The sequence below is a fragment of the Mesorhizobium sp. B2-4-19 genome (assembly GCF_006441315.1).
GTDB lineage: Bacteria > Pseudomonadota > Alphaproteobacteria > Rhizobiales > Rhizobiaceae > Mesorhizobium.
In genome coordinates this window covers 21,645-35,814 of record NZ_VFUV01000008.1, presented here as the reverse complement: position 1 = coordinate 35,814, position 14,170 = coordinate 21,645, and the positions used below count along the sequence as shown (strand labels likewise).

The 14,170-nt window shown below is 63.4% G+C and carries 14 protein-coding genes and 1 tRNA gene; 4 read left to right on the top strand and 11 right to left on the bottom strand.

The features are described 5' to 3' along the window. Positions 1-68 precede the first annotated feature (68 nt). Genes FJ546_RS15515 through FJ546_RS15490 form a run of 6 tightly spaced genes read right to left on the bottom strand, consistent with a single transcriptional unit; the run spans position 69 to position 7,344 of the window. On the bottom strand, positions 69-1,322 hold the full coding sequence (locus tag FJ546_RS15515; RefSeq protein ID WP_056577572.1) for an ABC transporter substrate-binding protein: 1,254 nt from the start codon (positions 1,320-1,322) through the stop codon (positions 69-71). Between the two features lie 58 nt (positions 1,323-1,380). Beyond that, positions 1,381-2,892 (bottom strand): aldehyde dehydrogenase family protein, encoded by a 1,512-nt coding sequence (locus tag FJ546_RS15510; RefSeq protein WP_140890143.1) that lies wholly within the window; start codon positions 2,890-2,892, stop codon positions 1,381-1,383. A 13-nt stretch (positions 2,893-2,905) separates the two neighbouring features. Next, a complete protein-coding gene (locus FJ546_RS15505; protein WP_140890142.1) occupies positions 2,906-3,682 on the bottom strand; it encodes an enoyl-CoA hydratase/isomerase family protein in 777 nt (258 codons plus the stop codon). Next, a complete protein-coding gene (locus tag FJ546_RS15500; RefSeq protein WP_140890141.1) occupies positions 3,675-5,276 on the bottom strand; it encodes an acyl CoA:acetate/3-ketoacid CoA transferase in 1,602 nt (533 codons plus the stop codon). Before FJ546_RS15500 ends, FJ546_RS15505 begins: the two co-directional genes overlap by 8 nt. Then, positions 5,273-6,289 (bottom strand): Gfo/Idh/MocA family oxidoreductase, encoded by a 1,017-nt coding sequence (locus FJ546_RS15495; RefSeq protein WP_140890140.1) that lies wholly within the window; start codon positions 6,287-6,289, stop codon positions 5,273-5,275. Before FJ546_RS15495 ends, FJ546_RS15500 begins: the two co-directional genes overlap by 4 nt. Further along, positions 6,286-7,344, bottom strand: a complete 1,059-nt coding sequence (locus FJ546_RS15490) for a LacI family DNA-binding transcriptional regulator (protein ID WP_140890139.1) — start codon at positions 7,342-7,344, stop codon at positions 6,286-6,288. The genes FJ546_RS15495 and FJ546_RS15490 overlap by 4 nt, the downstream gene beginning before the upstream one ends. Before the next feature lie 242 nt (positions 7,345-7,586). Between FJ546_RS15490 and FJ546_RS15485 the strand changes: the two genes are divergently transcribed. Together FJ546_RS15485 and FJ546_RS15480 are read left to right on the top strand one after the other, a co-directional pair. Further along, on the top strand, positions 7,587-8,741 hold the full coding sequence (locus FJ546_RS15485) for a dihydrodipicolinate synthase family protein (protein ID WP_140890138.1): 1,155 nt from the start codon (positions 7,587-7,589) through the stop codon (positions 8,739-8,741). A 289-nt stretch (positions 8,742-9,030) separates the two neighbouring features. Next, a complete protein-coding gene (locus tag FJ546_RS15480; protein WP_181167951.1) occupies positions 9,031-9,777 on the top strand; it encodes a glycosyltransferase family 25 protein in 747 nt (248 codons plus the stop codon). Positions 9,778-9,941: 164 nt separating this feature from the next. Here the strand turns inward: FJ546_RS15480 and FJ546_RS15475 are convergent. Next, a tRNA-Val gene (locus FJ546_RS15475) sits at positions 9,942-10,016 on the bottom strand. Between the two features lie 116 nt (positions 10,017-10,132). Further along, complete coding sequence (locus FJ546_RS15470) at positions 10,133-10,495, bottom strand: response regulator (RefSeq protein WP_006199474.1); 363 nt, start codon at positions 10,493-10,495, stop codon at positions 10,133-10,135. Positions 10,496-10,658: 163 nt separating this feature from the next. On the opposite strand from FJ546_RS15470, the gene FJ546_RS15465 reads away from it, so the two are divergent. Then, positions 10,659-11,600, top strand: coding sequence for an N-formylglutamate amidohydrolase (locus FJ546_RS15465; protein ID WP_010911371.1), 942 nt, complete (start codon positions 10,659-10,661; stop codon positions 11,598-11,600). Between the two features lie 314 nt (positions 11,601-11,914). Beyond that, complete coding sequence (hisN, locus tag FJ546_RS15460; protein WP_140890136.1) at positions 11,915-12,688, top strand: histidinol-phosphatase; 774 nt, start codon at positions 11,915-11,917, stop codon at positions 12,686-12,688. A gap of 26 nt (positions 12,689-12,714) precedes the next feature. Here the strand turns inward: hisN and FJ546_RS15455 are convergent, their stop codons facing one another. From FJ546_RS15455 to FJ546_RS31245, 3 genes are all read right to left on the bottom strand, one after another. Then, the gene (locus FJ546_RS15455; protein WP_140890135.1) at positions 12,715-13,545 is read right to left on the bottom strand and encodes an AraC family transcriptional regulator; all 831 of its coding nucleotides are present in this window, start codon (positions 13,543-13,545) and stop codon (positions 12,715-12,717) included. 106 nt (positions 13,546-13,651) lie between these two features. Beyond that, complete coding sequence (locus FJ546_RS15450) at positions 13,652-13,888, bottom strand: DUF1127 domain-containing protein (protein ID WP_140890134.1); 237 nt, start codon at positions 13,886-13,888, stop codon at positions 13,652-13,654. A gap of 3 nt (positions 13,889-13,891) precedes the next feature. Continuing rightward, entirely contained in the window at positions 13,892-14,047 is a 156-nt protein-coding gene (locus tag FJ546_RS31245) for a hypothetical protein (RefSeq protein ID WP_181167950.1), read from the bottom strand. Between the last annotated feature and the right edge of the window lie 123 nt (positions 14,048-14,170).

Below are 14,170 nucleotides of genomic sequence, written 5' to 3'. Positions count from 1 at the left end.
TCGAGCCGGCCAATCCTGGGATAAAACCTTCCCCGCCAAAGCGGGGAAGGTGATTTCGAGCGTTGCGCTTACTTGGCGTCGTCGATCGCCTTGACCAGTTCGGTCACGGCCTCGTCCGAGGTCTTGATCTGACCATGGACGAACTTCGAGACCACGTCCTTGTAGGCATTGGCGACAGCCGGCGGGGCGCCGTAGCCCTGGGCCAGCGAGCCGAACAGCGTGCCGCCGTCATTGGCCGCCTTCAGGTCGGCGATGCCCTTCTTGCCGCAAGCATCGAAGTCGGTGTCCGGAACGTCGGTGCGGGCCGGAACCGAACCCTTGACGACGTTGAAGGCCGACTGGAAGCTCTTCGACAGGGTGGCGGTGGCGAGCGCGACCTGGGCGGCCTTGCGGTCGTCCGGAACGTTGAACATGCCGAACATGTCGGAGTTGTAGATCACCGAGCCGTCGGTGCCCGGGAAGCGGTAGCACAGGAAGTCGGTGCCCGGGGTCTTCTTGGCGGCGTGGAACTCACCCTTGGCCCAGTCGCCCATGACCTGCACCAGGGCATCGCCCTTGATGACCATGGCGGTGGCAAGGTTCCAGTCGCGGCCCGAGAAGTTCGGGTCGACATAGGTGACGAGCTTGGCGAGGTTGTCGAACGACTTCTTCATCGTGTCGGACTTGAGCGAAGCGTCGTCGAGGTCGTTGAAGGCCTTCTTGTAGAACTCGGGTCCGCCGGTCGACAGCACGACCGAGTCGAACATGGTGGCTTCCTGCCAGTTCTGGCCGCCGAGAGCGAGCGGGATCACACCCGCGGCCTTGGCCTTGTCGAGCAGGGCGACGAAGTCGTCGAAGGTCTTCGGCTCGGTGCCGCCGATCTTGTCCATGACGGCCTTGTTGATCCACAGCCAGTTGACCGAGTGGACGTTGACCGGAGCCGCGACCCACTTGCCTTCATAGACCGAGAACTTCTGCAGGGCGGCCGGAACCGACTTGTCCCAGCCTTCCTTCTTCGCCGTCTCGGTCAGGTCGCCCATGACGCCGGCCGCGGCATAATCGAGCACGGTGTAGCCGAGCATCTGCGAGGCGGTTGGATAGTTGCCGGCCGCGACCATCGCCTTCAGGGCGGTCATGGCAGCATCACCGCCGCCGCCGGCGACAGGAACGTCCTTCCAGGCATAGCCTTCCTTGGCCAGGTCGCCCTTCAGCACGTTGAGGGCAGCCGCTTCGCCGCCCGACGTCCACCAATGCAGCATCTGCACTTCCTTGACGTCCGCGGCGTGCGCCGAGAAGGCAAAGCTCGTCGCAAGAGCCGTTCCGATAAGCAGTTTGCGCAACATGTACTTCCTCCCTTGTTGCATTACACGACCGGTGGAAGCCCACCGGGTTCTTCCCAACTCAGCCGACCCACCATCCGGTGCGCTGGCCGCGATGAAACTGGATTGTCTTTTCCTCGGTATAGTCCTCGACGGCGCGTTTGCCGAGTTCGCGTCCGAGACCGGACTGCTTGTAGCCCCCGAAAGGCAGCTCGGGATAACCTTCCATGAATGTGTTCACCCAAACCGTCCCCGAACGCACCCTACGCGCCACCGACATGCACGTGTCGATGCTGGCGCTCCACACGCCTGCAGACAGACCATAGGGTGTGTTGTTGGCGATGTGCAACGCCTTTTCAATCGATTCAAAAGTGAGCACTGAGAGCACCGGTCCGAACACTTCCTCCCGCGCAATGGCCATGTCCTCGGTGACGCCACGCATGATGGTGGGGTCGAGATATTGGCCGGCATTGGAGGCCAGCTGCTTGCCGCCGCTGAAGACATTGCTGCCTTCGCCTGCCGCTGCCGCAACGTAATCCGTCACCTTGGCCAGATGGTCGGACGAGATCATCGCGCCGACCTTGGTTTGCTCGTCGAGCGGGTCGCCGACCTTCACCCTGGCGGTGAGCGCCTTGACGGCGCTGAGAAAATCGTCGGCGATCGCCTCGTGCACGATCAACCGGCTGCCGGCATTGCAGCATTCGCCGGCATTGAAGAAGCCGCCGAACACCGCCGCGTCGGCGGCGGCCTCGAGGTCGGCATCGGGAAAGACGATCTGGCCGTTCTTGCCGCCAAGTTCCATCGAGACCTTCTTCAGCGACTGCGCGGCGGACGCCATGGTCATCTTGCCGACGCGGGTCGAGCCGGTGAACGACACCATCTCGATCAGGGGGTGGCTGACCATCGGCGCGCCGACATCGGCGCCCAGACCGGCCAGGATGTTGACGACGCCGGCGGGCAGGCCTGCTTCGAGCAGGATGTCGCCCAGCACGAAGGTCGAGGCCGAGGTCATTTCGCTCGGCTTGACCACCGCCGTGCAGCCGGCGGCGAGCGCGAAAGGCAGTTTCTGGCTGACGATGAGGAACGGGAAATTCCACGGCGTGATGATCGACACGACGCCGATCGGCTCGCGCACGACCACGCCCAGCATGGCATCGCCGAGATTGGCGTAGCTCTCGCCATGCAGCGTGCGGGCGAGCGAGGCGGCATAGCGCCAGATGTCGACGGCGCCGCCGATCTCGCCGCGCGCCTGGGCGATCGGCTTGCCGGATTCCAGCGCGTCGAGCCGGGCGATGTCTTCCAGCCGCGCCTCGATCAGGTCGGCCGTCCTGAACAGGATCGCTGCGCGCTCGCCGGCCTTCATGCGTGGCCATGGGCCGGTCTCGAACGCCTTGTGCGCGGCCTGCACCGCCGCTTCCACCTCGGCTTGGCCGGCCTGTGCATAGCGCGAAACGGTGAAGCCGTGGCCGGGACTCTTGCGTTCCAGCGTGCGGCCGTCGCGAGCATCGACGTGCTTGCCGTCGATCAGCAGCCGGTAATTTTTCGGCCCGGCTGAGGCCTCGGCGGGCATGGCGATGTTGAGGGGTGCGTTCATCAGAGCGTTTTCTCTAGCGTCTTGAAAATGCTGGCTTCTGCTTGGTTTTGAAGGCGTCGACGCCAGCCTTGAGGTCGCCGGTGAGCGCGATAAAGCCGCTGGCCAACGCTTCGGCAGCGGCCGCACTTTCCTCGCCTTCGGCCACCGCGATCATCAGCTTGGCCGCTTCCGTCGCCAGCGGGCCGCGTTCGGCGATCTTTTCACCCCAGCTCTTGGCCTCGTCGAACGCCTTGCCGGTTTCGGTCACCCGGTCCACCACGCCAAGGGCCTGCGCTTCGGGAGCGAGAAGTATGTCACCACCCAAGGCCATGCGCCGCACCGTCTGCGCGCCGAAGCGGCGCACGGCGCGCTGCGTACCGGACCAGCCGGGCACGACGCCGATCGAGGTTTCGGGGAAGCCCAATTTCACATGCGTCTCGGCGACCCGGAAATCGCAGGCGACCGCCAGTTCCAGCCCGCCGCCCAGCGCATGGCCGGACAGCACGGCGATGGTCGGTTGCCGCAGCCGCGCCAGCCGGTCGAAGACGCGGTGGCCGTAGCGCACCCATTGCACCTGGAAATCGGCAGCACTCATCGCGCCCCAGGCCTCGACATCGCCGCCGGCGCAAAAGCCCTTGCCTTCGCCGCGCAAGAGCACGACGCGCACGCCTTCGGCCAGCTCCGCTTCGTCGAGCGCGGCTTCGAGAGCGCGCAGCATCGGAATGTCCAGCGCGTTGAACTTTTCAGGGCGGCGCAGCGTGACGATGCCGATGGCGCCGTCCTTTTCGAAGGTAACGAGGCGCTCAGCCATGCGCGCCTCCGAGCGAGGCGCCGTCATTGAGCGACAGGCCGATCGGCCGGTCCTGGTAGAGCGCCGCCGGCGTCACCTTGAGGTCGTTGGCGACACCAAGCGGCATCTCGGCCTGCGCCAGGACATCGCGCTCGAGGTCGATGCCGGGCGCCAGCTCGGTGACCATCAGGCCGTCGGGCGTCAGCTTCATCACGCAGCGCTCTGTGACATAGGTGATGTCCTGGCCTTGGGCGACGGCGCGCTTGCCGGAAAACGAGATGTGCTCGACCTCTTTGACCACCTTCTTGACCTTGCCTTCCTGGTCGATGCGGATGCCGCAATCGGCCAGCGAAAGCCTGGCGCCGGCATTGAAGAAGCCGGAGAAGACGATCTTCTTCGCCCGCGCGGTAATGTCGACAAAGCCGCCGGCGCCGGCGGTGACGTGCGGCCGCGCCGACAGTTTCGACACGTTGACCGAGCCGTGGCGGTCGATTTGCAGGAAAGATAGCAGCGAGGCGTCGAAACCACCGGCCTGGAAATAGATGAACTGGTGCGGCGAGGGCATGATCGCCTCGGCGTTGGAGGCGCAGCCGAACTTGAAGTCGAGCAGCGGCACCCCGCCGACCGCGCCCTGCTCGATCACCCAGGTGACCTTGCCGTGCTGGCCTTCTTCCAGAAGGATGCGCGGCACATTGGCCGAGATGCCGAAGCCTATGTTGACGGCCATGCCGTCGCGCAATTCCATGGCGACACGGCGCGCGATCACCTTCTGCACGTTCATCTCGGCGTTGCGGAAGGTCGACAGCGGCCGGAAGATCTCGCCCGAAATCGCCGGATCGTAAGGTGTCAGCGTCGTCTGCAACTGGTCGGGCGCCACCACGATATGGTCGACCAGCACGCCCGGCACACGCACGTCATGCGGCTTCAGCGTGCCGTTCTCGACGACGCGTTTGACCTGCGCGATGACGATGCCGCCATTGTTGCGGGCGGCGAGCGCCTGTTCGAGGCCGCCGAGATACGCGCCCTCATGCTCATAGGTGAGGTTGCCGCGCTCGTCCGCCGTGGTGGCGCGGATGATCGAGATGTTGGGCACGATCGAGCGGAAATAGAGCCATTCCTCGCCGTCGAACTGCTGTACCGACACGATCGGCTCGCTGGCCGCGGCGTTCATGGCGCAGCCCTGATGGCGCGGGTCGGCAAAGGTGTCGAGACCGACCTTGGTCAGCACGCCCGGCCGTTTGGCGGCGGCCTCGCGGTGCATGTCGAACAGGATGCCGGACGGCACGTTGTAGGCGGCGACCGAATTGTCACCGATCATCTTCCAGATCTGCGGCGGCTCGGACGAGGAGGGGCCAGACGGATAGGAACCGCATAGCGTGCGCTTCAAGAGACCCGGCTTGGCCAGATGATCGATGCCCTTGATGCCGTACATGTCGCCGGCGGCGATCGGGTGCAGCGTGGTGATGTTCTTGGGATGACCTTCGCCATCGAAGCGCTCGCCGATGGCGGCCAGCACCGCGTCCGGACAGCCAAGGCCGCTCGACGACGACACGGATACCGTCATGCCATCCTTGATCAGGCTGGCTGCATGTGCCGCTGAAACGACCTTGCTCACCTGATGCTCCCGAGTTTCGGGTCGATCTTGACGGCCTTGCCGGAGCTGGCCGACTGCAACGCCGCCTCGGCTGATGCCAGCGACCAGATGCCGTCCTCGCCGGTGGCGGCAGGCTGGCCCTCGCCGAGGATCGCGGCATGGAACTGACCCACCGATCTGACGTAGAGGTCCTCGCGGCCGAAGCTCAATTGCTCCTCACCCTTGGCCGTGCGCAACAGCACCGAGCCGTCCGGTTTCTGGGTCATCACATCGCTGGCGATCAGCGAGCCTTCCGAACCATGCACCTCGAAGCCGGTGCCGGCGAATTTGGTGGTGAAACCCTCATGCGACTGGGCAATGAGGCCCGACTTGAAGCGCCAGATGCACATGGCACCGTCTTCCAGTCCGCCGCCGGCCATGCCGGCAGATTGGGTGAAGGCCGAGACCTCTACCGGATCGTCGCCGAGCACGAAGCGTAGCGTGTCGGCATCGTGGACTGTGATGTCGAGCACCACGCCGCCGCCGGCTTCCGGTTTGGTGATGCGCCAGCCCTGCAGATTCTCCGGCAGATAGACGGAATGGAAGACGCGCGCGGCGACCGGCTTGCCGATGCGCCCCGATGCGACGGCGTCACGCATGGCGCGATGCGCGCCGGCGTTGCGCAGATGATGGTTGGTGCCGAGCACGATGCCGGCCGCCCTGGCCGCCGCGACCATTTTGCGCGCGTCGGCGCTGGTCAGTGCCAGTGGCTTCTCGCACAGCACATGCTTGCCCGCCGCGATGGCGGCAAGCGCCTGTTCGAGATGCAGTTCGTTGGTGGTCGAGATGTAGACGGCGTCTATGTCGGACTTCAGCAAGGCATCCAGCGTAGACACGGCGGCTGGAATGCCGTTTTCCCTGGCATAGGACCTGGCGCGTTCCGGATTGGAACTCATCACCGCCGCGATCTCGCCGCCCTCTTGCGCGCGAATGGCATTGATCATGAATTGCCTGGCGATCGTGCTGGCGCCGATCAGCCCCCATTTGACACTCACGCGGCGCCTCCCGTTCCCGTAGGCCTGTTTCGCGTGCGGAGATCCGGACCGCAGCTTTCCCTGACCACGAGATTGACCGCGCCGATATGGTCTTCGGCCCGCGTGGTGCGCGACTGGATCAGCTTGAGCATGACGTGGGCGGCGCGCTCGCCGAGGCCGGCTGTGTCCACCGCGACGCTGGTCAGCGCCGGCATGTAATGTTCGGCCTCGACCACGTCGTCGAAGCCGACGACGGCGAAATCCGGTCCCGGCTCAAGCCGACGCTTGCGCAACGCCAGCATCACGCCAAAGGCGACTGCATCGTTGAAGCAGAGGGCAGCGGTCGGCGGCTCGGCCATTGTAAGAGCGGTTTCCAAGCAAGCGAGGCCGCCTCTGCGGTTGGTTTCGCCCTCGACGACCAGCACGTCGCGGGGGGAGATGCCCAGCGTCTCGCAGGCCTCGCGAAAGCCGCCCAGCCGTTCCTGATAAACCACCAGATCCGAGGAACCGCCGAAGAAGGCGAGCCGGCGATGCCCTTTGGCGATCAGATGGGCCGCGGCAAGATAGGCGCCGCGATGATTGTCGGGCGCGATCACAGGGATGCGGCTTTCAGGCAGGCGGCGCATGGCGAAGACCACCGGCACGCCCGCCAATTCCAGCCGCCGGAAAGCGCCTGGCGTGGTGCCGCGCGCCGGTGACACGATGAGACCGGCGACGCCCTGTTCCATCAGCGACTTCAGCACCTCTTCCTGGCGCACCGGATTCTCCGCCGTGTTGGCGATGAAGGGCACGATGCCGGCCGACTGGAAGACGCGTTCCATGCCGACCGCCAGCTCGGCAAAGAACGGGTTGGTGAGGTCGTTGATGACCATGCCGATGACGTTGGAATGGGCCTTGCGCAGATTGGCGGCGCCGCGGTTGTAGACGTAGCCGACATCCTCGATCGCCTTGCGCACCTTGACCGCGGTTTCAGGCCGGATCAGCCCGCTGCCCTGGAGCACGAGCGATACCGTCGATTTGGACACGCCCGCCTCGCGGGCAATGTCGAATATCGTGGCCTTGGCCCGGCTGGCCATCTCGATGCGTCCTCCCAGTCTTCTCATTCAAATCTATTGGAACGTTCTAATCACTGGTTCAATCTTGAGTCAATCGCGAATTTTTCTCAGCCGCAAAAACTGATTGTGCGTACTCAAATGGCACGGCTGGTAAGGCCTTCCGTGTTGCAACGCAGCATTTGCCGCCAAACTCGCTCCGAATCTTAAAGGTTCTTGATTTATTGGAACGTTCCAGTTAATAGGCGCAGCGAAGGGAGAGGTCGATGGATATTGTCTTGCCTGGTGAAGGTGGCCGCGGCGCCCGTTACGCGCTTGTCGGACGGCCGGCGCGGCCGGCGATCGGCGCGCGGTTTTCGCGCACCGCCTATGCCGCCGCGCATGTCGTTGCCGACCCCCTTGAAATGACCGATCCATGGTCGCGGCCCGCGGTCGACTGGGACAGGACGATGGCATTCCGCCATCATTTGTGGCGGCTCGGCTTCCGCATTGCGGAGGCAATGGATACGTCGCAGCGCGGCATGGGTTTCGACTGGGCCAATGCGAAGGAATTGATCCGCCGCTCGATCGCCGAGGCGTGCACTGTCGAAGGCGCCGATCTTGCCTCGGGTGCTGGAACCGACCAACTGGCGCCGACCGCTGCCAGGACGCTCGACGATGTGATCGCCGCCTATGACGAGCAATTCGCTTTCATCGAAGGGCAGGGCGGCAAGGCGATCATGATGGCCAGCCGTGCCTTGGCGGCCGTCGCGAAGGGGCCGGACGATTATGCGCGCGTCTATGACCGCATCTTGAGCCAGGCCTCCGGCAAGGTCATCCTGCACTGGCTGGGGGACATGTTCGACCCGGCCTTGAAGGGCTATTGGGGCAGCGGCGATTTCGAGACCGCGCTCGATACGGTGGTCGCCATCATCGAACGCCACGCAGACAAGATCGAAGGCATAAAGATATCGCTGCTCGATGCCGGCAAGGAGGTCGCGCTGCGCAACCGGCTGCCGGAGGGCGTCGTGATGTTCACCGGCGACGACTTCAACTACCCCGAACTGATCGCCGGCGACGGCAACAGGCATTCGCACGCGCTGCTTGGCATTTTCGACGCCATCGCGCCTGTCGCCAACGCCGCGCTGGCAAGGCTCGCCGAGGGCGACCGCGCCGGCTATGACGCGCTGATGGCGCCGACGGTGCCGCTATCGCGAAAAATCTTCGAGGCGCCGACCGAATATTACAAGGCCGGCATCGTCTTCATGGCCTGGCTGAACGGCCACCAGGATCATTTCACCATGGTCGGCGGCATGCAGTCGGCGCGCGGTATCCGCCATTATGCCGAGATCTTTCGCCTTGCCGACCGGGCAGGCCTGCTGGCCGACCCTGACCTTGCCGTATCGCGGATGAAGAACCTGTGTGCCGTCGCAGGCATCTGAAGATGGTTCGCGCAGGCGTCCGAATTTTCTTTTGAACCAATTTCTCCCGGGACGCGACCGCCATCAGGCGTGCCGAGGTTCAGGCCATCCTTCACCGATCCAAAGGTTTTCGCGGCTTCGGCATCGCTGCCGGGCCAGGTCGGGAGCCAACCATCCGGCGAATGGGTCAGGGGGGCGCATTCCGCCAGCGGCAGGACGAGTTGGTTCGATGTCCAATATTGACGCTGAAGCGGCACCAATATAGCTAATAGTTTATTTGTAGGTTGCGGGGGCGGCAGTGAAATGTTTGGTGATTAATCTTGACCGATCAGTTGATCGGCTGGCCTCGGCTACAGCTCAGTTTTCTCGTATTGGGATTGATTTCGAGCGCGTCGCCGGTATCGACGCAATGAACGGAGTTCCGTTTACCGCGCCGCCGCTGACCGAAATGGAAATCTGTTGCTTTCTCAGTCACCGCCGCTGCTGGAAAACCATCGCGGATGGTCCCGACAAGTATGGCGCGGTATTCGAGGACGATGTTGTTTTCAGCCAGGACGCTGGCGGCGTTTTGGCTGATGACTCCTGGGTCCCGCCAGATGCCGATATCATCAAGCTGGAAACATTCCTCAGCCGAGTAAGACTCGGGAGCCGGCACATCCCCGTCAAAAACGGATACTCGGCAAGGCGGCTTCTCGGGCAACACTTGGGTTCGTGCGGCTACGTGATTTCCAAAAGTGCCGCCTATGGCCTGCTCAGAAACACGGAGCGCTTTAGGGCAGCAGTCGACGTCGCCCTTTTCAGCCCAAATCAGATGACGGCCGCGCGCAACACGATCTACCAATTGATGCCGGCTCTCTGCGCCCAAGCGGCCGTCGTTGGCATCGAGGGACCTTTGAGCTTGATCCAACTTGCTCCCAGACCCCATGTAAACAAGCGAATGGCCGACAGAATCCATTCAGAGGCGACGCGCATTTTCTGGTACTTGCGTAACAGGAATTTCTTATCGACAGAGAAAGTTGACGCTGTGCTGCTAGGCCCCTCAGTTTACCCCAAATAAAAACGGTAGCTCACGCGGCATGTCGGCCAAGATGCTCGACAAATCGGCCCATGGGCCAAGATGCGTCGTCCACCCGGCGGCGGATTTTGCTTTTCCCCTAAAAAGCAAACATCATCCGTTTGTGCGCCAAACGGAGGAGGGTGTCAGCTAGGTGGTTGAAAGGATGGTGGGCGTGACAGGGATTGAACCTGTGACCCCTGCAATGTCAATGCAGTGCTCTCCCGCTGAGCTACACGCCCATCCGACGTCGCGCATACACCATTTTTGGTCCGGCGCGTCAATAGCGAGAAAAAGGAAAGAAGGCGTCGTCTCGCCGCACCGGCAAACAAGTGCCGATGCCTCAGCTGAAGGCCGCTCAGGCCGCCTGCAGCATCTTCTCGACCTCGTTGACGAGATCGCGCAGGTGGAAGGGCTTCGACAGCACCTTGGCGTCTTTCGGCGCCTTGGAATCCGGGTTCAGCGCAACGGCGGCGAAACCGGTGATGAACATGACCTTGAGGTCGGGATCGATCTCGGTGGCACGACGCGCCAGTTCGATGCCGTCCATCTCCGGCATGACGATGTCGGTCAACAGCAGCGAGAACGGCTCCTCGCGCAGCCGCTCATAGGCGCTGGCGCCATTGTCGAAATCGCTGACCTGGTAGCCGGCGCGTTCCAGCGCCTTGACGAGGAAACGGCGCATATCGTCGTCGTCTTCCGCCAGAAGAATGCGTGCCATGATATCCCGTCCGAATCACCCGCCCGAGACTGCCGCCCAGGCAGCCCGTTAACCATCCTGTATATGAGGCGGTGACAGTAAACATCAAGTGAATACGGCGAAGCGTTATCCGCATTCGGCAGAGCGATGCGGACGGCGAAATGCTGGACATGCGGGCGGCAAGGTGGCACTTTCATACGATGATGCATCGGTGTTTTCGGGTTCGTGCAAATTGAAGACGGCAGCCGAGGATTTTTCGGTCGTTCAACCCTTCGAAATCCGATCGGGCGTCGAGCAGCGCGTCCCCTTCCTGTTCAACTCACCGCATAGCGGCCGCTACTATCCGGAACGCTTCCTCGCCATGGCGAGGCTCGACCGCAACGCCATCCGCCGCTCGGAAGATTGCTACGTCGATGAATTGTTCGGCGGCGCCGTGGCGCTTGGCGCGCCGATGCTGGCGGCGAATTTCCCGCGTGCCTATCTCGACGTCAACCGCGAGCCGTGGGAACTCGACCCGCGCATGTTCGCCGAGCCGGTGCCGTCCTTCTGCAACATCCGTTCGGCGCGGGTGGCCGGTGGACTTGGCACCGTGCCCAAACTGGTGGGTGAAGGGCTCGACATCTATTCCGGTCGCCTGCCGCTCGCCGAAGCCGTCGCCCGCATCGAGGCCGTCTACAAGCCCTATCATGAAACGCTGAAGCGGCTTTTGACCAGAACCCATGCCCGCTTCGGCTTTGCGGTGCTGATCGACTGCCATTCGATGCCGGCAAGCATCCGCGTCGGCGACAACGGCCTGCGGCCGGACTTCATCATCGGCGACCGTTTCGGCATCTCGGCCACCGCCGCGCTGACCGAGACGGCGATCGGCCTCTTGACCGCGATGGGCTATACGGTCGCCCACAACAAGCCGTATGCCGGCGGCTTCATCACGGAACATTATGGCCGTCCGGCGCGCCATCTGCATGCCCTGCAGATCGAGGTCAATCGCGGGCTCTACATGAATGAGCGGACGTTCGAGAAAGTCGCTGGCTTCGACGCGCTGGCCGACGATCTGACGCGATTTTCAGCGGATCTGATGGCGATGCCCGACCATCACTTCATCGACCTGCCGCTGGCCGCGGAGTGAAACAGCCAGCCCGAGGCGCAGATGTAAAAAAAGACCGCATCGTTTGCACGACACGGTCGAAGTCTAGGGAGGAAACGCCCAAGGAGGGCATGGACAGGAAACCCTGTCCGATATTGAGGGTATTGTGCGGTGCACAAATGTCAAGCGATGTTCAGGCTTTTTTAATTCAGAATGATGTGGAAATTGCGTTTCGATGACGCAGATGTGGCTTTTAGGCAACAAGTGTCGCTGCGAATAAATCGATAAACAGGCTTGTTTTGGCGGGAAAGTGTCGGCAGAGCCCGATTGGGCACTCGGCAATGCGGGAGAATCAATTGGACATCAGCATCGATTTCATGCGCCGCATCGCGCAGGCGGCGGCGGCCGAGACCTTGCCGCGCTTTCGCGCCCAGGGTGCCGTCGCCAACAAGGAAAAGGGCAGTTTCGACCCGGTCACGGAAGCCGACCGCGAGACCGAACGCGCCATCCGCGCACTGATATCGGCGCAGTATCCCGACCATGGCATTCTCGGCGAGGAGCATGGCAGCGAAAACACCTCCAGCCGGCATGTCTGGGTGATCGACCCGATCGACGGCACGCGCGCCTTCATCTCCGGCCTGCCAGTGTGGGGGACACTGGTCGGACTGACGGTCGACGGCGACGCAGTCGCCGGCATGATGGCGCAGCCTTTCACCGGCGAGCTGTTCTACGCCAACGCCTCGGGCTCGCACTATGAGGGGCCGGGCGGTCCGCGCAAGCTTTCGACCCGCAAGACGACAAGGCTCGATGAGGCGACGCTGTTCACCACCACGCCCGCGCTGTTCCAGGGCGAGGCGCGCACGCGCTATGACACGTTCGAGAAACAGGTCCAACTCGCCCGCTACGGCGTCGATTGCTATGCCTTCGCCATGATCGCCTCGGGGAGCGTCGACATCGTCGCCGATCCCGGCCTGAAACCCTACGACATCGTGGCGCTGATCCCGATCATCGAGAAGGCGGGCGGCGTCGTCACCACCTTCGATGGCGGACCGGCGGAAAAGGGCGGCGATGTGCTGGCGGCGGCGACGCCGGAGCTTCACGCGGCCGCCATGGTTGCCCTGCGCGGCTGATATCTCCGGACTTTCTTTGAAGCAGTTCAGCGCGATCTGATCGAGCGCTGGAATTCCGCCGGCGTGCGTCCGTAGACCTGTCTGAACGACGCGCTGAAATGGCTGTGGCTGGAAAAGCCGAGGTCCATGCCGAGCGTGGTCAGGTTGTCGTAGCCGCCGAGCAGGTCGAGCGCGCGCGCCAGCCGCAGGCGCAGGTGATAGCGATAGAGCGGCATCGCTTCGACCTGCTGGAATATTTGCGTCAGATAGACCGGCGAGACGCCGACCTCGGCTGCAATCTCGGCCAGCGTCCAGCGCCGCGACAGATCCGACGCCAGCACCAGCTTGGCGCGGTCGACCAATTTTTGCCGTCCGGGGCTGGCGCCCGCGACATGCGAGGTGCGCTCGCCGAGCGAACGCCGCACCAGCGTTAGCGCCAGCGTCTCGGCCTCCAGCGTTTCGGCGACATTGCGGCTCAGGCCGTGGCGCAGCAGCGCCACCAAGGCCTGCGCGCGCGGATCGATTCGCCGGCGCTGGCGGCGAAACGCCAGGACGCCACTGGCGCGCAACTGCTCCTTCGGCGCCAGTTCCCGCAATTGGCCTTCCTCGATGACGAGGTCGAGGCAGGCGTCACCGCCCTCGATGGGATGGCTGACCTGGTAAGCCTCGGCCTCATTGAAGAACAGAAGCTGATTGGCTTCCGCGACCGCATCGTTGCGGCCGACATGGCGCACGAAGACGCCGCGATAGGGGAACACCAGATGCGTGGCAGACGCGCACTCCTCATCGCTCCTGTGACTGCATTCGCCGCTGCAGACGACATCCCGCACCCTGACGGTACCGGTGTCCAGAAGGAGCTGAACCGTGAATTGCGGCATGGCGTTGCGTTTTCCCCTCGCGCCGGAAAGGTCTCCGGCATTGCGATGGGCACTCTATCCAAACGGCCTGCCCAATCCTGTCAGGAGACTTCTCGACGGACGCTTCTCAGTCCCACGAGCGACGCCTGAATTCCGAATAGGCTTCGCCGCGTGACAGACCGATGTCCTTGAGCTGTTCGTCGGTCATTTCCAGCAAGGCAAGCCGGCTTCGGCGCTTCTCCATCTGGCTGGCGATCCATCTCGCCGCCGCGATGCATTGGGCGTGCAAGGCCTGCAGGCTGGTTTCGGTATGGGCTGGCGGCTGGCCAGCCAGGGGTTGTGCCGCTGCGTGATCGGTGCGCATGGCTCAATCCTCGCTGACGCCGGCCGCCGAGGCACCGGTTTCGTTCAGCGCCGTGGCGCAATCCTCGCAGCAGACCTCGACGGTCTTGCCGCCGACCTTGACGCGGATCGGGTTGGCATCCAGCTGGCAATCGCAGGCGGCGCAGGTTTTCTCGGTCATGATCTCATCTCCATGGCGTTCAATTCGACGCGCTGAGATGAGCATTTCGATGCGAGGGTGGCTGTCAGAATCTTTAGCGGTTTGCGCGCCACGGGGAGCAGCTGGCCGATCATCCTGACAACG